Source organism: uncultured Exiguobacterium sp., assembly GCF_964277885.1.
GTDB lineage: Bacteria > Bacillota > Bacilli > Exiguobacteriales > Exiguobacteriaceae > Exiguobacterium_A.
This window is the reverse complement of the sequence record NZ_CAXYJR010000006.1, coordinates 89752-108307: the sequence shown is the minus strand read 5'-3', so window position 1 is coordinate 108307 and position 18556 is coordinate 89752. Positions and strand designations below refer to the sequence as shown.

The window sequence follows — 18556 nt, the reverse complement described above, 5'->3', positions numbered from 1 at the left end:
GTATAGGAATAAAAGATACTTCTCAGGGGGAGGGATGTTTCATGCGCTACTATCAACATGTAGCCCGGACGAGCTGGATCGTCTTCGGTCTCGTCGCCTTGACATTATTAGTGATCGGCATCGTTCATCCACCAACCTTCCATCCTTCTGTTACGATCATTGATACTCTTTATTTATTTGGACTCGTTCTCCTGTTTCAGTTCGATAATGTCCGTCGTGGTGGCATTTACTATACATTCCAAGAAGGAATCATCTTATTTTTATTCCTCAATTACGGTTTAACGTACGCCTTGATTTTAAGCCAAATCGGTATTCTTGTCTTTCAATTCATGTCTCATCGAAAAGCGATTCGCTGGAAACGTTTCGTCTATCTTTATCCGATCAACGCCCTGTTCGATTTAGTCTACACCTCGCTTCCGGTCTTTGCGTATTATGCGCTCGGCGGACCGATCGGCTCCAGCTTTACGTATACAAAAGCCCTGATTCCTTTCATCGGCTTTTTAATCACCGTCTTCCTTGTCTCTTACTTCCAATGTCTGTTCGTCAATCGCTTCCTCTATTTGAAATATGATTGGCGACGTCTCGTGAAGCTGCAGTCCCTCGTCTATGGCATTAGCATGTTAAGTGCTCTACTTGGGATTTGGTTCTACGATGAAAGTCCGCTCGTCGCGGCTACGGTTTCCGCCTTGATTCTCTTTTTGTTCAAACGTCTGTTACAAGAGCGTGGTGACTCTCTTGAAGCGAATGATAATGCGAAACGATTTGATGATGCGAAGGAACACTTATTGATTTCCCGCTTTGAACGCGAGACGATCGATTCACTGCTCCTCGATTTACCGCATCTGTTGCCATTTTCTGAAGGATGGATCTCGATTCAACAACAGCGGAAACAAGTCATCTATAACATTCGGACGAAACAACCGATCGACGTGCTACCGCTGTTTCACTCTTTGACAGCCGACGATTTGCATACTCCGATCATCTATGGTCTTCGTTGTGACTGGGGAAACGATATTCAAATCGGATTACCTGTCGATCGTCATTCAATGCTAGCGATCCCTTCGATCACAAGCGGTGAAGTCGATGTCTCAATCATCCTGTTCCACCAAGTCGCAGATGCCTATGATGCGACGAATGCCGATGAGTTATCTCGTCTACTCCGTATCTTTTGTCGTGTCTTAGAGCGCTCTCGTGAAACGGTTCAACTCTATACAGAAAGTCGGACCGATGCCTTGACGGAATTACCGAATAGTCGTGCCTTTTACGAACACGGTCGGCAAGAATTTGCTGCTGACTGCTATCCGCTCTCCGTAATTCTGTTTGATATCGATCATTTTAAACGCGTCAATGATACGTACGGTCATAAAGTAGGTGATCTCGTCCTTCGTGAACTCGGTCGGCGCATCCAGGCGATCCAGCTACAATATGATGATGTCTTCGCTGCTCGTTATGGTGGGGAGGAATTCGTGCTTCTCTTGCGAAATGGTAGTCAAGAGGTTGCTATCCAGATTGCTGAGACGGTCCGCCATGCAGTCATGGATCGTCCCTTCCTCGTCGATGGTCACCGACTGTCCTTAACCGTCAGCCTCGGAATTGATACAGTGGAAGAAAGATATCAACGGACGTTTGAAGAATCACTCCGTCAAGCCGACCATGCACTCTATGTCGGTGGAAAACACAACGGACGCAATTGTACCGCGCATTATGCAAACCTTTGAAAGGTCGTGACTCTATTGTCGATTACGGAAATTGAAATGACGCTACCGACATCACAAACTCACCGGACGATTCGGATTCATCGTCCGCCACATTTAGATTCAAACGAAGCCTTACCAGTTATTTATATGCACGATGGACAAAATGTCTTCAGTGGAGAGACCGCCTCATTCGGAAAAGGCTGGGAAATTCATCTTGCGCTTCAGCAAACACAGATCCCGGCAATGGTCGTCGCGATTGACAGCCCGGAAGACGGCATGGACCGTTACGACGACTACGCTCCTTGGAGTGATGAGGCTTTATTGATGCGGACCGCTTATCCTTCGCACCGGAAGTCGATTGGTGGAAACGGTAAGGTTTATATGGACTGGATCATTCGCGAGCTAAAACCATATATTGATGCCAACTACGCGACACGCCCTGACGATACGACGATGATTGGCAGCTCGATGGGTGGCGTCATCTCGCTTTATGGATTATTCGCGTATCCGGAAGTCATCACGCGTGTCGCTGCCCTGTCGACGGCCGGATGGGCAAACTTCTCCTCACTCCTTGAATTCATCGAACGCAGTCCGACGCTGTCTACTGCCCATCGCTGTTATATGGATGTCGGGACAAAAGAAGTGAGTGGTCCGATGACCGAGACGGATTATTTGCACACGAATGATGTCTTAGCGCGAGCGGTCGAACAGAAACTCGCTCAAAGTCGCTATACGATCATCCCGGAAGCGATCCATCATGAAACGGCCTGGGCAGAGCGTTTACCCGATGTTTTACGTTACTTGTTTCCTTCATCGTGAATACACAAAAAGCCGGGCGATTTCTACTAAAGAAATCCTCCGGCTTTTTACGCGTGCCTTATACTAATTCTTCTTGTTGCTCTTTTTCATAACGGTTGCGCGGATGCTCCCGGCATTCATCGGAACACGAACGCATGACTTTCGGTTCGCATTCTTCACAGCAGAAGTGCTGTCGATTACATTCCGGGTTTGCACAATTAACGTAGCGTGTCTCCGGTTTTCCACAGTAGTAACATTCTGAGACGACAGAAGGGTTAACGGTATTAACAGGAACCTGTACACGCTCATCAAAGACGTATAGTTCACCTTCCCAGTCTTCTCCTTGTGTCTGTTCGTCTTTTCCGTACATGACGACTCCGCCTTTTAGATGGAAGATATCATCACTCTGTTGCCGTTTACGGAAGTACGCCGTGAATTTCTCACAACGAACGCCACCCGTACAGTATGTGAGAACCTTTTTTCCTTCAAACAAATGCTCGTTCTCGTCTAGCCATTCCGGGAATTCCCGTGAAGCATCGACATCGACTTTTACGGCATTTTTGAAATGTCCAAGGTCGTATTCGTAGTTGTTTCGTACATCGAGAATGACGACGTCATCTTGTTTCATCATTTCTTTCCACTCTGCTGGTTCGAGATATGCAGCGTGTTCTTCTGGTACGTTGAATTCGTCTTCAAAACGCCATGTGACGAGTTCTTTTTTGTAACGGACGAATGTCTTTTTGAAGGCGTGCTCTTCGACTTCATCGATTTTGAATTCGATATCAGCGAATCGTGGATCCGCCGTCAAATCCTTCATGTATTGTTCCGTTTGTTCGACCGTTCCAGAGAGTGTGCCGTTTATACCTTCTGGTGCAATCAAAATTCGACCTTTAATACCGAGCTCTTTACAGTAAGCAAGATGCTCTTTCGTCAGCTGTTCCGCATTTTCAATTGGAACATACTTATAAAATAATAGTACGCGATAAGGTTTCATATTCCTCATTAGCCCCCATGTCAGTTTTTTGCAGTAAAACGAACGTTGGCAAACGAAGCGTCTAGCTATTGACTAGCTGGGAACGCCTGCAAAACGCACCCATTTAAGTATAATACCAACTCCCTTTCGAATGTACAATCCACAATTCCTGAATCCCTTTCACGGAATTTCATTCCCTTTCTGAATCAGAAAGAGGTAAAATAAAACACAGTAGTACATCTTGCAAGGAGGATTCCGAATGCTCCATACACTTCGTGACTGGATCGAGCAGATGATTTTCTTTCTCCAAGACTTACCTGGAGGAGCTGCCACCGGTTTGATTGCCCCGTTTCTTGAGTCTCTATTTCCTTTCCTGCCACTCGTCCTGATCATTTCCGCGAATGCGGCAACCTATGGTTTTGGCATGGGTGTTCTCGTATCATGGGTCGGGAGCATGCTTGGATCACTCGTTGTCTTCGCTTGTATTCGATATCTATTTCGTCGTCCGGTCACGCGTTGGCTTGAAAAACACCATGCCGCGCAACAGTGGATCGAACGTGTTCGCCACATGAGTCCCATCTCACTCGGATTCTTTTTCTCGCTTCCGTTCATGCCTGCGTTCATCATCACGTCCATTTCCGCTATGATTCAACTATCGCTGCGGACGTATTTGATCGCTGCTGGTGCCGGTCGTTTGATCGTCGTCATCATCTTCTCGCTGATCGGAAAGGAATGGTCGACGTTTCTCGAACGTCCGATGCGTCTCGTTCTTCTATTTTTGATTTTACTCGCCATCTGGGGAGTCAGTCGTGGAACGGAAGAGTGGTTAAAGCGTCGCGCCCTTTCAAAACGCGCAGATCATCTACGAGAAATCGAAAACAAAATCGAGCATCCATCTGAATAACGATCCAAGCCTGTCTATAACTCCCATAGACAGGCTTTTTTTAGTCTTTAATCGTTTTCATCATACCGATAGGTCTTTTGAATCATTTTTAAAGGTTATTAATATATAAGTATAACGTTCAAACAATGTTCAATATTAAAAACGCTTACATCTAATTGGTATGACCAATATTAATATAATAATCACTTTTCTCTTCGGAAAATTAGGATAGCTTTTCCAGAAACGACATCTCTATAATGAATTTACATTCATTTCATAAAGGAGGCGTCCTCATGCATCAAGTGTCCGAAGTCCAGAAAAATGAAGCGACTCAGCCCGCTCCAGCGATCGTCGAAAGCGCTACTTTTCAACAATTGATGCGCCAAAAGAATGGATTCATTCTTCCAGCCATTAGTTTTTGCCTGATTTTTTATTTTGCGCTTCCGATTTTGACAAGTTACTTCACGATTTTGAATGAGCCGGTGTTCGGAGATATCACGGGAGCTTGGATCTTCGCATTTGCCCAGTTCATCATGACATGGACGTTCTGTATGATATACAGCAAAAAAGCTCGCGCCTTTGATCGACTTGTCGAACAAATCAAGGAGGAGTCGAAATGAATTACACTGCCGTTGCTTTATTCGCGGCGATCGTCGGTTTGACGCTCGTCATTACATACTTTGCTGCCCGTAAAACAAAAACTGCTAACGATTTTTATACAGCAGACGGTGGACTCACCGGTGCCCAAAACGGAATGGCGATTGCGGGTGACTATATGTCCGCTGCCTCATTCCTCGGAATTGCCGGTATGATCGCTTTAGCCGGATTCGATGGGTTCTTCTACTCGATCGGTTTCCTCGTTGCCTATCTCGTCGTCTTATACCTCGTTGCCGAACCGCTTCGGAACCTCGGGAAGTATACGATGGCGGATATGATTGCCGCTCGTTTCAACGCGTCAAAAGTTCGTGGGGTCGCTGCCATGAACTCAATCGCAATCTCGATTTTCTATATGATTGCACAACTCGTCGGTGCAGGTGCCTTGATTGAACTATTATTAGGTATTCCTTATACGACGAGTGTCATCATCGTCGGCATTTTGATGACGATATACGTTGTTTTCGGAGGTATGACTGCGACATCGTGGGTCCAAATCATTAAAGCAATTCTCTTGATGGCAGGAACAGCTGTCATCTCGTTCATGGTCTTCGCAAAGTTCGACTTCTCAATCTTCAAGATGTTTTCAGAAGTTAAACAAGCGACACCGCTCGGAGATTCATTCTTGAACCCTGGGAACAAGTTCAAGTTACCACTCGATACGATTTCACTAAATCTTGCGCTCGTTCTCGGAACAGCCGGATTGCCACATATCTTGATTCGTTTCTTTACCGTCAAAGATGCTCCAACAGCTCGTAAATCCGTCGTGTACGCAACATGGATCATCGGTGTCTTTTATATCTTGACGATCTTCCTCGGCTTTGGTGCCGCTGCTTTCGTTGGCTCTGAAGATATCATTGCCGCCAATGCCGCTGGTAACATGGCTGCGCCACTTCTCGCTAAAGCACTTGGTGGCGATTTACTTTTTGCGTTCGTCGCTGCGGTCGCTTTTGCGACGATTCTCGCTGTTGTTGCAGGACTTGTCTTATCCGCTGCGTCTGCCTTTGCCCATGACTTCTATAGTCATATTCTACGCAAAGGGCTAGCAACGGAAAAAGAACAGATGACGGCAGCACGCCTTGCTTCCATCGCCGTCGCCTTGATTTCGATGGTACTAGCATTGTTCGCACAATCGATGAACGTCGCGTTCCTCGTTTCGCTCGCTTTTGCTGTCGCGGCAAGTGCCAACTTGCCAGTCATTCTCTTGACGATCTTCTGGCGCCGTTTCAATACTGGCGGAGCTGTCACAGGTATGGTCGTCGGGTTATTCTCTTCACTGATTCTCGTCGCACTCAGTCCAAACCTTTGGGCAGTCGACGGTTCAGCCTTGTTCGTCGGGGAAGCCCTCTTCCCGCTGACGAATCCAGGAATCGTCTCCATCCCGCTTGGCTTCCTCGGAGCCATCGTCGGAACATTGTTGACGAAATCGAACGAAGTTGCCGGTAACTTCGAACGTATCATAGTCAAGGCCAATACCGGTATCGATGCAGCGACGGAAGTCGCCGCGTCAAAAGAATAAGTTCCCCTTAACGGCTCCTTCAACCCCCTTGAAGGAGCCGTCCCCTTTTACATTCTTCTCATTCATTGCCATACTAAGTGAAGAATAGAGAAGAAAAGGAAAGGAAGACTGTACATGGATCTCGCTTTTTATTATTTCTTAATCCTCGGATTTTTCATTGGAATCATCTCCGGCTTTTTTGGAATCGGTGGCGGTATCATCTTGACGCCCCTACTACTTATTTTAGGATATGCTCCAAGCGTTGCGATCGCGACCAGTCTCATGCTGACTCTCGGATCAACGGTTTCAGGTACGATCTCTCACTCACGCCTTAAAAATGTCGTCTGGCGCGATAGTCTTGTCGTCGGGGGCGTTGGAATCATCGGTTCAACGATCGCGACACCACTCGTCCTTCGTTTAGAGGAAGTCAACGGTGCCCATCTCGTCATCTCAATCGTTTATGTCGGACTCTTACTCTACTTCGCAAATAAGTTCTTACGTCCGAAAGCAACGATCAGTGAACAGACTGGTTGGAAAAATCGATATCTTGCCCTTGCCTTCACTGGTCTGTTCGCTGGATTCATCTCTTCGCTCCTCGGTGTCAGCGGTGGATTCATCATCACACCGTTACTCGTCGGGATCGTTGGCTATGAGTTGAAACGTGCGGTCGGAACGAGTATTGCTTCCGCGTTACTGATCGTTCTATCGGGACTCGTCAACTATACGGTCGCGAGTACGAATATCGATATCCTCGTCGGGATCATGCTGATTGTCGGCGCCTTGCTCGGAGCACCGATTGGCGCGAAGCAGTTGACGCATTTCGAAAGTCCGTTCGTCAAAAAGTACCTCGGTATCTTCTATTTGACGGTTGCGGTCAGTGTGTTACTCGAGATCATCGGCTGGAACGTCGCTTCACTCTCCGTTCTCGTTGCGCTTAGTTTGATTTTCTTACTGACACTCCTCATCTACAGCCGTCGTCGAACGAATGGATGAATCGTCTCATCAGAAAAGCGGTGATGCCCCTATCAGGCATCACCGCTTTTTTCCGTTAAGCCACTCGTTTGTGACCGGCTCGTTCATAGTCTCTCGTTTGTTCAATGACTAAGTGCGACAAGAACAACATTCCAACCAAGTTCGGAATCATCATCAGCCCGTTCGCGATATCTGCGACAAGCCACAACGGTTCTAATTGCGCGACCGCACCATAACAGGCTGCGAGCGCAAAGAATACACGATATCCTTCGTTGAAGCGTGTCGTGCCGCTCAAGTACTCCAAGCACTTCTCTCCATAGACATACCAACCGATGATCGTCGAATAACCGAAGAAGAAGACGGAGAAGGCGACAGTCCATTCTCCAAATGATCCAAGGACACTCGCAAAGGCAGTTGCCGTCAACGCTGCCCCAGAAAGATTCGCATCATGTGTCATACCGGAATGTAATCCGCCTGACGGATCCCAAAAACCTGTCGTCAGAAGGACAAGTGCCGTCATCGTACAGACGACCAAAGTCACGATGAAGGTACTCGTCATCGAGATCAATCCTTGTTCGACCGGACGTTCACTTTTCGCAGATCCAGCAATCAAGGCTGCTGTCCCGAGTCCTGCCTCATTCGTGAAAATGCCTCGTGCTACACCAACTTGCATTGCCATCATGATCGATACACCGGTGAAAGCACCTGCAGGCGCAAGCGGCTGGAAAGCATACTCAAAAATCAAACCAAGGGCGGGTAGAATCTGATCTGCCTTTACTACTAAAAGGACACAAGCGGCACCGATATAGAGCAAGCTCATAATCGGAACGAAGATCGTCGAGATCGCACTGACGCGTTCGAGTCCACCACGAATCGATACATAGACTGCTATCGCGAGCAATACACCAAATAGTAGTAGCGGCACATGGAACGACTGCTCAAGCACCGTCGCCATCGCATTCGCTTGCACGGTGTTCCCGACACCAAATGATGCGATCAAACCAAATACCGCAAACAAGATGGCTAGGAGTTTAAATTTAGGTCCAAGCCCTTTCTCGATATAATACATCGGTCCACTGACGGCTTCGCCACGTTCATTTCGACTTCTGAACAGAATCGCAAGGAGACTTTCCGCATACTTCGTCGCCATTCCGATCAAACCGATGATCCACATCCAAAAGACCGCACCCGGTCCGCCCATCGTCAAGGCGACCGCGATTCCCGCGATATTTCCATTCCCGATCGTCGCCGCGAGAGACGTCATCAACATCTGAAAGCTACTGATTTCTCCTTCACCCTGCCCTGACTTTTGAACAGACAATTGAAACGCTTGTTTTAAACGCCGAAACTGAAGACCACGTAAGCGGATCGTAAAGTACACTCCTGTTCCTACCAACAACACCATGCTTGGAATTCCCCAGACCCAAGCCGATATCAGACGTAACACTTCCATGCCATTTCATCCTCTCTCTCTTTTCCGAGGCTTACCGTAGCATGCGGTTGTGTTTTCGTACAATACAAAAGAATACTTTTTGTGATTTTACACAACAGAAGCTATACTAAAGATACTGAACGAGAGAGAAAGAAGGGAATTTCCATGTTAGAAGCTTCATACCATTCGTTAGACGATTTAGCGGAAGCGATCGGTATCGCCTTGAATGCGCCGATTACGATTGAAGATCGTAATCACCGCCTCCTTGCGTATAGTACGCATACTGCTGATACAGACCCTGCCCGTGTCGCAACGATCATCGGTCGTCGGGTACCTGAATCAGTCATCGACCAACTCTGGAAAGATGAAGTCATCCAGAGCCTTGCTACACAAGATGATCCGCTTATCATTTCCGCACGCACGGATGTCGGACTGAATGACCGCGTCGCTATTGCAATCAAGCAAGATTCAGAAATTCTCGGCTATATCTGGTCGATTGCCCGAAGCACGCCGTTTACCCCATCAGAATTAGCGGATTTAAAGAAAGGGGCTCTGCTTGCTCAACGTCAGTTGCTCGCGATCGACATGCAGAAAAAACGGAAGGAAGAGCAAACGGAACAGTTCTTCTTCGAGTTATTACATGAAGAACTATCCGAGTCGGAAATCCTGAAGATGTTCTCTAAACTACACGTCGCACCACCCGGCATCAGTCGCTTGACGGTCATCCGGTTTTCGGAGGCAATCACACCACGTCTCGCCGATCGTCTGCGCTATTTATTAACGATCCAGCAGACGGTTCGTCCGTTGCTTTACGCATATGACGAGACGGATTTCATCTTGTGGATCAGCACAAACGATCGCGATGCGGAACAAGAACGCCTGCAGTTCGATGCCTTCATCCAGTCGTTCCGTCAATTGCTTGCGGAGCGATTCGATTATACGGATTTCGTCGCGGCAAGTAGTGAAGTTTTCACCGGTGTCCAAGCGATTCCCGAGCGGTACGAAGAGGCGGGTATCGTCTTACGTTTGAAAGATGCCTTTCCATTCGAGCTGAAGAACGTGACGCGTTACGAACGTCTCGGCTTATTCCAGCTCTTACCGATTTTCTCGGAACGTCTGCGACGACGAACGGTTCGCCTTGAAGAAATCGAACGTTTGCGTGCTTACGATGTGAAACATGCTTCCTCTTTATGTGAAACGCTAGAATGGTTCCTTCATTATGATGGGAACGTCAAACAAGTCGCCTCCCATCTCCATGTTCATCCGAATACGATCCTCTATCGGATGCGACGGATCGAGGAGGAAGCGGGTATCCGGATGGAATCACTACCCGAACGTTCCTTACTTTATTTGTACCTAAAAGCAGACCGATATCCTTTGTGATTTTACACAAAGGATATCGGTTATTTTTGAAAACACCGATAAAGTAGAACGCTTTCATTTCTCGTATACTGAAGAAGTAGAGAAATTGATTTGTTTATTTGCGAAAGGGGATCGCGTTCACATGATCATTGGAGTATTAAAGGAAATTAAAAACAACGAAAACCGTGTTGCATTAACACCTGCCGGGGTAGCAGCGTTACATGCACAAGGGCATCGTGTCATCATTGAATCAATGGCAGGTATGGGGAGTGGCTTCACGAACGAAGAATATGTCAAAGCAGGTGCTGAAATCATCGCGACTGCTGCTGAAGTCTGGGCAACAGCCGAACTTGCTTTAAAAGTCAAAGAGCCGATTGCTTCGGAGTACCAATACTTCCGTCCGGATCTGACATTGTTCACGTATCTTCACCTAGCTGCTGAGCCAGAACTGACACGTGCACTCGTTGATTCGAACATCACAGCAATCGCTTATGAGACGGTTGAAAAGAACCGCACTCTTCCATTGTTAACACCAATGAGTGAAGTCGCAGGACGTATGGCATCACAAATCGGTGCACAGTTCTTGGAAAAACCACACGGTGGTATGGGAATCCTGCTTGCAGGTGTTCCTGGAGTTCGTCGTGGAAAAGTCACAGTCATCGGTGGCGGTGTCGTCGGAACAAATGCTGCGAAACTCGCGGTTGGTCTCGGTGCAGATGTCACGATCATTGATGTCAGCCCAGAACGCCTTCGCCAGTTGGATGATATCTTCGGTAACTCGATCAACACATTGATCTCAAACCCGTACACGATTGCTGAAGCTGTCGCTGAAAGTGATCTCGTCATCGGTGCTGTCTTGATTCCAGGTGCAAAAGCACCGAAGCTCGTCACTGCCGACATGGTCAAACGCATGAAGCCGGGTGCTGTCATCGTTGACGTTGCCATCGACCAAGGCGGAATCTTTGAGACGGTCGACCGCATCTCGACGCATGATGATCCAACGTACGAAAAATTCGGTGTCGTTCATTACGCAGTTGCGAACATGCCAGGTGCTGTTCCACGTACGTCTACACTAGCATTGACGAACGCAACGCTTCCGTATGTCCTTGAGCTCGCGAACAAAGGCACACACCGTGCGCTTGCTGAAAACGATGCTCTTGAAAAAGGACTAAATGTCGCGCAAGGATTCGTCACGTACGAAGCGGTCGCACGCGACCTCGGATACACGTACAAATCCGTTGAAGATGTGCTTCATCTACACGCATAATCTTGAAAGTAGAAATAGTCGATGATTCCTTTTTGAGGAACCATCGACTATTTTTTATTACTTCTTGAGGCAACACTTGGCTTGTCATATGATGAGAAACGAAGACTTATGATTTTGAACTAGTAGAGGGGATCTCATTACATGACACAAACCATAACCGCCTATTCTCACGAACTCCAGAGCCACGTCGCTGAAGTCGCGTTACTCGAAGCACTGACATCCGATACAGAAGAGAGCGTACGTATTGCCGCAACCGAGCGCTTACGTGTTTTCGTCCCATCTCATCCATTGCTCAACATTGCTACAGCTCATTCCCTTTACTTCAAGAAAGAACACACTCAAGCGCGCCGGCTGATCGAAGAGACACATCAGCAACTCGGCGAACATGTGCAAGGATACATACTCCTCGGTATCATCAGTGAAGAGGAAGGGTATATGCACGAAGCAGAACAGTTTTTCCTTTCAGCCATCACACGGTTCCCTGAAGAGCCAGCAGGACATCGTTTCCTTGCCGTCCATTACAATCATCGTCAATTTTATGGGGAGTCCGCTGTTCATGCGTTTACATATTTAAAGAAGGTTGGCGCATCTGGAATCGATACGCTGATGGCCATTGATTCCATCCAACAATTAGACGGTCATTCAATCGACATGTTGGAAGCACTCTATGCATTAATTCTTGGCGTATCCCATCTCGACAAAACCACCGTCTTTCATGCGACAGCTTCTGTCAATCAAAGCATTCAATATGAGAAGCTGCATGCTACATTGCGCGAAGACAGCGACGAGACCCTCTACGCTAAGCTCGACGAATGCCTTTCCAACATGCTCGAGCATGGCTTATTCGCAGCTGTTTATGACGATTCTGAAGAAAAGATCTATCGCCATGTCTTTCAGGAGATGTGTCGGGATATGACCATCCGTCATGCAGGTTGGCGTGCGTACCCGGACTATATTCGATTACGCTTTCTCTATTTCAAACAATTGTTGTTACGCGACTAAACGTTAAAAAGCAAACGCGACGAGTGCCGCGATCGTCCATGGCAAGATCAAGTTGTCGAGATCGCGATATGAGATGGCTTCGATCAAGGCTGCGATGTTCGCAAGCAAGAAGCCATAACTGACAGCGAGCCAAACCGGTTGTCCATAAAACAAGAACGTCACGGTCAACACGAGGAATGACGCCAAAAACAGGGCGATACTTCCTTCAAAGGATCGTTTCGTCTCACCACGGACGTAAAACGTCTTTCCATAGCGTTTTCCGACGAGAGCCGCGAGACCGTCGCCCCAAGCAAGCACCATGCTTCCCGCAACAAGCGCCATCGGCTGTCGCTCGAAGAAGAACAGGACGAGTCCGGCTAATGCGAGCGGATAATAAACGGTTCCGTAAGAAGGACGATCGACATCGTGCATCTGACCGATTCCTTTTCGTAGTGTCACTAGATTCACGAGAGCAAAGAATAACAACGGTACGATCGCAACGTACCAGTGATCAAGCCATAGTAGCGCAAGAAAGACCCAGTGACCGACAGCAATATGAATCCATTTCCGAACCGTCTCGGGAGAACAACCGAAACGGCGTCCAATGAATTCAAGAATGACGAGAATGACGCCGACGATGCCAATCGTACCAATGGCAGCAAACCATTCCATCGCGATTCCCCCTTTCCTATTATTTTATTGTACGTTGTTTTAGTTGCCATTTGCCCTATTGAACCTTCATTTGATAACATAAGGTCAAATGACGTCCTAGAGAGGAAGTTTTGGAAATGTATGATGCTCAAGCAGTCCAAACATTATCAAGTTGTCTGCAACGCCTGAACGAAGGGAAAGGGATTGAACCCCTCGTCGCAACAGAAGGAACGGAATTGCCAAAGGTCATCAATCGCTTGAAACAATTCGATCCATTGAAAAATGGTCTATCGATCAACGAAATCGTTCATTTGGCAAATGCTCTAATCGGAGAACACATGTCGGCGACGACGATCCAGAACTGGACGAAACGTGAAGTTCGGGACATCATCGGCGTACCGCATCGTGGAAAGAAATACTCGATCAATCAAGCCGCTATCATCTACCTGCTGGACGATTTAAAACATCTTTTCTCGTTAGAAGAAACACGGGAACTGCTGACGATCGTCTTCCAGAACCCGAATATCGATGAGGATGACTTAATCAGCCCGCTTAATTTTTATCTCGTCTATACGCAACATGCGGAAACAAGTGGACCGATTGAATTGACGGAGAAGCGCCTGAGACGCTCGCTCGAGCGCATTAACGCCTACCGCCCTGAAACTGTCCATGTCCTGCAACTGTGCCTCTATGCCCGTCGTGTGTCGCATTTGACGCACGAAGCGAAACAACGCCTCCATCATGTCCTCCAAACGACATGATGAAAAAAAGATGCCATCCATGTCATGGAAGGCATCTTTTTTTATTTAGACGGCTGTCAGTGATTTATAGTGGACATTGTTCGTCAGACTTTTCAAGACAGAGAGTAGTTCGTACATCGAGAGTTTGTCCGCATCCTTGACGAGACGGTACTCATCACCGTCTTGCAACAATTCCGCGACGACTTCTCCAGCTGCACTCCGTACGGAGAATTTTCCTTTTGTCAGGTCGAAGGAAATCGTGAACGTACCACGCTCATATACGTTGTACTCACATTTCTTCGAGAAGAGCGAAAACTTCTCACGCATTTGACCTACCTCTTGTCCATCATGGTTCATCACGACCCATTTCTTACATGTCGGAATGAACTTACCAAACGCTACCCCTCTACCTTCACCATTCATTACTTGAACACGACCGTTTTCGTCGTGTTGAACCGCACCAATCATTTGGTGCGCTTCATCATAAATCGCGGCATGACCTTGCGAAAAAACGCAACCCTGCACATAGACAACTTTGCGCAACAGAAATTCTCCTCTCACTGCTAAAACGTGCTGGTTTTTCGTCCCCAGTTTATTTAGACATCCTGTATAGTTTAACTTTCTTTATCTGTATGATATTTCGTTAACGAAAATGATTATTGCACCGTTTCTCCAAATTGACAACCCCCTTTTGTCGACAATCATTCGACATGTTCAATGCAGGTTCATCTCCTTTGCGAATGCAAGCAATTCTTCCCGAGCGATGAGGCGAACCTGATTTGGTTCTGCCAGTTGATATGCGGCTTCCGTAAAGGTCGAATTCGTAACGACCCATCCCTCGTCCATTCCATAGAATGGAACCGAGGCAGCGACTTGTTGAACCGCTTCGAGCCCTACAGCCGCACTATATCGCTTTGCCTGGATGGCAATCTTATACCCTCGTTCATCCTCTATCAATAAATCTGCTCCGAAGTCGCGTGAAGCGGGTGTCAACTCGACACGATATCCTGCTGTTTCAAACAAATCGGCAAGCCATTCTTCAAATTCTCGTCCTTCCATTCGATCGAGTCGTTTTTCAAGCGACGGCGTTAAAATGGACAAAAGAAGAAAAAGGATACACCCTACTATACTGATGATTAAGATTAAAGGTTCCCAAGAACTCGAAAAAAAATAAGTTCCGAAAATTCCTATCATTGCAAACAAAGCTGCTAGTAACAATCGTTTTCGTTTCAATCGTTTCATCCTGCTTTTCCCCTCTACTTTGTCATGACCTTTTTTTCACTATACTAAAATTCTTCGTTGGTTGCTTCCTTCGACAGGAAACACGACTCGTCTTGCAGAAGTAAGCTAACGAGGAAAGACTGTCTTAAAATCCATGGTCGAAGACCAGTCAGGAGGTAGCTCATGGCAGAACATTCATCCCCTTCATCGCTCCGAGTCATCCATTCGACGTTACGTGCTATGAAAGACCCCGCACTTCTTGTCGATGCAAATGGAAAGATTCAATTTCATAATGACGCGTTTCGACACCAGTTCATGACCGCTCCAAACATCCAAACGATTCAAGAACTTTTTTCGATCACGGATGATTTGTTTCCGCTCCAAAAGGAAACCGTCATTTCGACGACACATCAGTTAACAGTCACAGCGATTGAAGAGACGGACTACTTTCTTGTCCATGTCGCTTCTCTGAAAATAGAAGACTTATTCGATTCGACGCTTGATGCCGCCTTATTCATCACGGATGCGGAGTTTCGGATTCAAGCATGTAACGAAATAGCCAGTACCTTATTCCGATTTGATCATGCCGAAGACATCATCGGTCTCCAGCCGACGATTCTACACGACGCAAAGGAAGTCGCTACCCGCCGTCAACATTTGGATCAACTCAATTTAAAAGACTTATCGGATGCGCAGCTCTTTTTACTTCATGGACGGGAAGCGGAAAACGAATGGACATACCATCGTTTGGATGGCTCAACGTTTCATGGACGTCTTTATATGACACGTTTGCCAAACGATACGTACTTCCTGCTCATTCAGGACATCACGACGCAAAAACAAATCGAATGGCACCTGACGAAAAGTGAACGCCGCTTCCGGCTCTTCTCAGAATCCGTCGTTGAGGCCGTTATTTTTCATGACCATGGCATCATCATCGATGCCAACCGAGCAGCAGAGGTCATCTTCCGGACAAAGCTTGAGAAGATGAAAGGGAAAATGACGCTTGAGTTGATCCATCCGGATCATCATGCGCGTGTCTTGCAACGGATCGAGGAGCATCGAGAAGAACCATACGAAGTCCTCGGTCAACGTGCCGACGGAACTTCTGTCGAAATCGAAGTCTTTCCGCGCGAAATCATCTACAACAATATCCGGATGCGCGTTGCTGTCGTTCGGGATATCACCGAACGGAAGAAAATCGAGAAAATGCTCGAACGCGAAAAAAATGCCATCATGCGCCAACGTGACATCACGCAATCGATTCTTCAAGCCTCTAACGAAGGATTTCTGCTGACGGAAGAGGATGGAAGTTTCATCTTCATGAACGTCAAAGCGCGCAAGTTACTTGATGTACCCGGGATTGCGCCAAGTAAAATTCAAGAACGGATCAGCTTGATTCCGAACCTTGATTTGAATACCCGATTCGATATGCTGCGACAAGTCGAAGAATTATTAGCAGGAAAACATTCTGAACTATCGTTTCGTTTCACGTTACAACGACCAAACGAATCGAGTCCGCTTTATTTTGAATTTTATGCGACGGCGATCAAGAAGGAGAAGAGTCGGATTTCTCGTCATGGTTTCTTATTTGTTTTCCGTGACCGGACAGAGGAAGCAAAGATGGATCAAGTCAAGGATGAACTCGTCAGTACCGTGTCACACGAGTTACGGACGCCACTCTCATCGATTCTCGGGTATATGGAATTACTTCGCTACCGGGAGCAACCGGCGGATAAAATTAAACGTTATGTGGAAATCGTACACGAAGAGACAAAACGACTGACGACGCTGTTGAATGAGTTTTTAGACATTCAGCGTCTAGAGGGTGGCAAACAGGAGTATACCTTTACCTCGTTCTCGTTACGCGCCCTTCTCGCATCGACCGTCGATGCCTATGGGGAAACCGTCGAGACGCACCGGATTGATCTAGAACTGCCAGAAGATCCTGTTGTGATTTTCGCGGACGAGCACAAAATCAAACAAGTCATGTTGAACTTACTTTCGAATGCCATCAAATACTCTCCGCAGGCGAATCAGATCCAGGTCCGTCTCTCGGCAAGCGAAGAGCAAGCGACATTCTCCGTGACTGATCACGGACTGGGTATTCCACAAAACGCATTTGAAAAGCTATTTACGAAATTTTACCGGGTCGATAACTCCGACATCCGGAAAATCGGCGGTACCGGTCTCGGTCTTGCCATCTGTAAGGAAATCATCGAATCGCACGGCGGAGCGATTTCAGTTGAATCAGAAATCAATGATGGTTCGACGTTCACCGTCGTCCTCGAACGCGACCCAAGAAAGGAATGGAATTGATGCGGACCTATTTCATGACAGGTTTTCCCGGCTTTTTAGCGACGAAACTAATTGAACAACTGGCACGTGTACCGGATCAAATCGCTTGTTTTCATTTGCTTCATTTATCGTCAGAGCGAAATGCAGCTATTAAGCGGCGCAATGACCTTTTAGAACATACATCTTTACGACCGGAACAACTCGTGTTGCACGAAGGTGATATCACGGTCGAACAACTTGCTTTGTCATCCGATACACGGATGACCTTGCAACAGGATGTCACACATATCTTCCATCTTGCGGCGCTATATGATTTGGCTACGGCCTATGAACCTGCCTTTCGGATCAATGTCATCGGTACCGCGAACGTGACACAGTTCGCCCATACGTGCCGTGCTTTAGAACGCTACATCTACTTCAGTACAGCGTATGTCTCCGGTCTGCGCTCCGGAACGATTTTTGAAGAGGAGTTACAGGCAAGTCATTTTAAAAATGCTTACGAAGAAACGAAATACCTCGCCGAAGTGCGCTTACGTAAAGAACTCGGAACGATTCCCTATACAATCATCCGCCCTGGCATCGTCGTCGGACATTCTGAAACAGGTGAAACTCCGAAATGGGATGGCGTTTATTTCGTTTTGAACGCGATGCGCCTCCTGCAATCCTTTGCTCCTCTTCCGTATCCCGGTCGAGCGAACGCACTCGTCAATCTCGTGCCGTATGATTATGTCATTGAAGCGACTGCTTATCTCAGTCATGCACCCGTCGGAAAAAACAAGACCTATCACCTGACGGATCCCTTTCCACATGGTGCGCGCGCGATTTTTGAGATGTTACACGTCGCCTATTATGGACGTTACCCGCGTGGTATCGTACCATTTCGGCTCGTCAGTACGGCGGTGACTCCCGCCGTCGCAAAACGGCTCCAGATGCAACGTCAGACACTCGATTATTTCATCCATCCCGTTCAATACGATACGACACAGGCCTTACGTGATTTACGAGATACTGGAATCATTTGTCCGGATCTTGCAGAAACGATGCCTCGGCTCGTGCAGTATTACCAAACGCACGCGACACACTAAAAAAGTCCAATCGCTCTTCCGCAACGGAAGTCGATTGGACTTTT

The 18556-nt window shown here is 47.2% G+C and carries 17 protein-coding genes; 12 read left to right on the top strand and 5 right to left on the bottom strand.

Annotated features, from left to right (window positions below; all coding sequences use genetic code 11):
* Nucleotides 1-41: 41 nt before the first annotated feature.
* Nucleotides 42-1718, top strand: a complete 1677-nt coding sequence (locus ACHWTJ_RS13620) for a GGDEF domain-containing protein (protein WP_294739985.1) — start codon at nucleotides 42-44, stop codon at nucleotides 1716-1718.
* A 15-nt stretch (nucleotides 1719-1733) separates the two neighbouring features.
* Nucleotides 1734-2516, top strand: a complete 783-nt coding sequence (locus ACHWTJ_RS13615) for an alpha/beta hydrolase (protein ID WP_294739986.1) — start codon at nucleotides 1734-1736, stop codon at nucleotides 2514-2516.
* A gap of 58 nt (nucleotides 2517-2574) precedes the next feature.
* Here ACHWTJ_RS13615 and ACHWTJ_RS13610 read toward each other — a convergent pair whose 3' ends face one another.
* Nucleotides 2575-3489, bottom strand: coding sequence for a rhodanese-related sulfurtransferase (locus ACHWTJ_RS13610; protein WP_290753479.1), 915 nt, complete (start codon nucleotides 3487-3489; stop codon nucleotides 2575-2577).
* A gap of 238 nt (nucleotides 3490-3727) precedes the next feature.
* Between ACHWTJ_RS13610 and ACHWTJ_RS13605 the strand changes: the two genes are divergently transcribed.
* From ACHWTJ_RS13605 to ACHWTJ_RS13590, 4 genes are all read left to right on the top strand, one after another.
* Nucleotides 3728-4372 (top strand): TVP38/TMEM64 family protein, encoded by a 645-nt coding sequence (locus ACHWTJ_RS13605; RefSeq protein ID WP_294739988.1) that lies wholly within the window; start codon nucleotides 3728-3730, stop codon nucleotides 4370-4372.
* Nucleotides 4373-4644: 272 nt separating this feature from the next.
* Nucleotides 4645-4971, top strand: coding sequence for a DUF485 domain-containing protein (locus tag ACHWTJ_RS13600; protein WP_294739990.1), 327 nt, complete (start codon nucleotides 4645-4647; stop codon nucleotides 4969-4971).
* A complete protein-coding gene (locus ACHWTJ_RS13595; protein ID WP_294739992.1) occupies nucleotides 4968-6524 on the top strand; it encodes a cation acetate symporter in 1557 nt (518 codons plus the stop codon). The genes ACHWTJ_RS13600 and ACHWTJ_RS13595 overlap by 4 nt, the downstream gene beginning before the upstream one ends.
* A 114-nt stretch (nucleotides 6525-6638) precedes the next feature.
* Nucleotides 6639-7496, top strand: coding sequence for a sulfite exporter TauE/SafE family protein (locus ACHWTJ_RS13590; protein WP_394679872.1), 858 nt, complete (start codon nucleotides 6639-6641; stop codon nucleotides 7494-7496).
* A 55-nt stretch (nucleotides 7497-7551) separates the two neighbouring features.
* Here the strand turns inward: ACHWTJ_RS13590 and ACHWTJ_RS13585 are convergent, their stop codons facing one another.
* Entirely contained in the window at nucleotides 7552-8928 is a 1377-nt protein-coding gene (locus tag ACHWTJ_RS13585) for an alanine/glycine:cation symporter family protein (protein WP_394679871.1), read from the bottom strand.
* Nucleotides 8929-9072: 144 nt separating this feature from the next.
* On the opposite strand from ACHWTJ_RS13585, the gene ACHWTJ_RS13580 reads away from it, so the two are divergent.
* The 3 genes from ACHWTJ_RS13580 to ACHWTJ_RS13570 all read left to right on the top strand — a co-directional run bounded on the left by ACHWTJ_RS13580 (nucleotide 9073) and on the right by ACHWTJ_RS13570 (nucleotide 12538).
* Nucleotides 9073-10290: a CdaR family transcriptional regulator gene (locus ACHWTJ_RS13580; protein ID WP_035395605.1), complete on the top strand. Its 1218-nt coding sequence runs from the start codon at nucleotides 9073-9075 to the stop codon at nucleotides 10288-10290.
* Nucleotides 10291-10411: 121 nt separating this feature from the next.
* Nucleotides 10412-11536 (top strand): alanine dehydrogenase, encoded by a 1125-nt coding sequence (ald, locus tag ACHWTJ_RS13575; protein ID WP_029342897.1) that lies wholly within the window; start codon nucleotides 10412-10414, stop codon nucleotides 11534-11536.
* Nucleotides 11537-11677: 141 nt separating this feature from the next.
* Nucleotides 11678-12538, top strand: coding sequence for a tetratricopeptide repeat protein (locus tag ACHWTJ_RS13570; protein WP_394679870.1), 861 nt, complete (start codon nucleotides 11678-11680; stop codon nucleotides 12536-12538).
* 3 nt (nucleotides 12539-12541) lie between these two features.
* On the opposite strand, the gene ACHWTJ_RS13565 is transcribed toward ACHWTJ_RS13570, so the two are convergent.
* Complete coding sequence (locus ACHWTJ_RS13565; protein ID WP_394679869.1) at nucleotides 12542-13189, bottom strand: diacylglycerol/polyprenol kinase family protein; 648 nt, start codon at nucleotides 13187-13189, stop codon at nucleotides 12542-12544.
* 116 nt (nucleotides 13190-13305) lie between these two features.
* On the opposite strand from ACHWTJ_RS13565, the gene ACHWTJ_RS13560 reads away from it, so the two are divergent.
* Nucleotides 13306-13929 carry a DUF1836 domain-containing protein gene (locus tag ACHWTJ_RS13560; RefSeq protein ID WP_294739999.1) on the top strand — a complete coding sequence of 208 codons (624 nt, stop codon included), beginning with the start codon at nucleotides 13306-13308 and terminating at the stop codon, nucleotides 13927-13929.
* A 45-nt stretch (nucleotides 13930-13974) separates the two neighbouring features.
* Here ACHWTJ_RS13560 and ACHWTJ_RS13555 read toward each other — a convergent pair whose 3' ends face one another.
* Together ACHWTJ_RS13555 and ACHWTJ_RS13550 are read right to left on the bottom strand one after the other, a co-directional pair.
* Nucleotides 13975-14451: a hypothetical protein gene (locus tag ACHWTJ_RS13555; RefSeq protein ID WP_023469691.1), complete on the bottom strand. Its 477-nt coding sequence runs from the start codon at nucleotides 14449-14451 to the stop codon at nucleotides 13975-13977.
* Nucleotides 14452-14622: 171 nt separating this feature from the next.
* Complete coding sequence (locus tag ACHWTJ_RS13550; RefSeq protein ID WP_394679868.1) at nucleotides 14623-15150, bottom strand: restriction endonuclease; 528 nt, start codon at nucleotides 15148-15150, stop codon at nucleotides 14623-14625.
* Between the two features lie 162 nt (nucleotides 15151-15312).
* Here ACHWTJ_RS13550 and ACHWTJ_RS13545 point away from each other — a divergent pair, with 162 nt between their 5' ends.
* The gene (locus tag ACHWTJ_RS13545) at nucleotides 15313-17448 is read left to right on the top strand and encodes an ATP-binding protein (RefSeq protein WP_394679867.1); all 2136 of its coding nucleotides are present in this window, start codon (nucleotides 15313-15315) and stop codon (nucleotides 17446-17448) included.
* Nucleotides 17448-18512, top strand: coding sequence for an SDR family oxidoreductase (locus tag ACHWTJ_RS13540; RefSeq protein WP_394679866.1), 1065 nt, complete (start codon nucleotides 17448-17450; stop codon nucleotides 18510-18512). Before ACHWTJ_RS13545 ends, ACHWTJ_RS13540 begins: the two co-directional genes overlap by 1 nt.
* Nucleotides 18513-18556 lie beyond the last annotated feature (44 nt).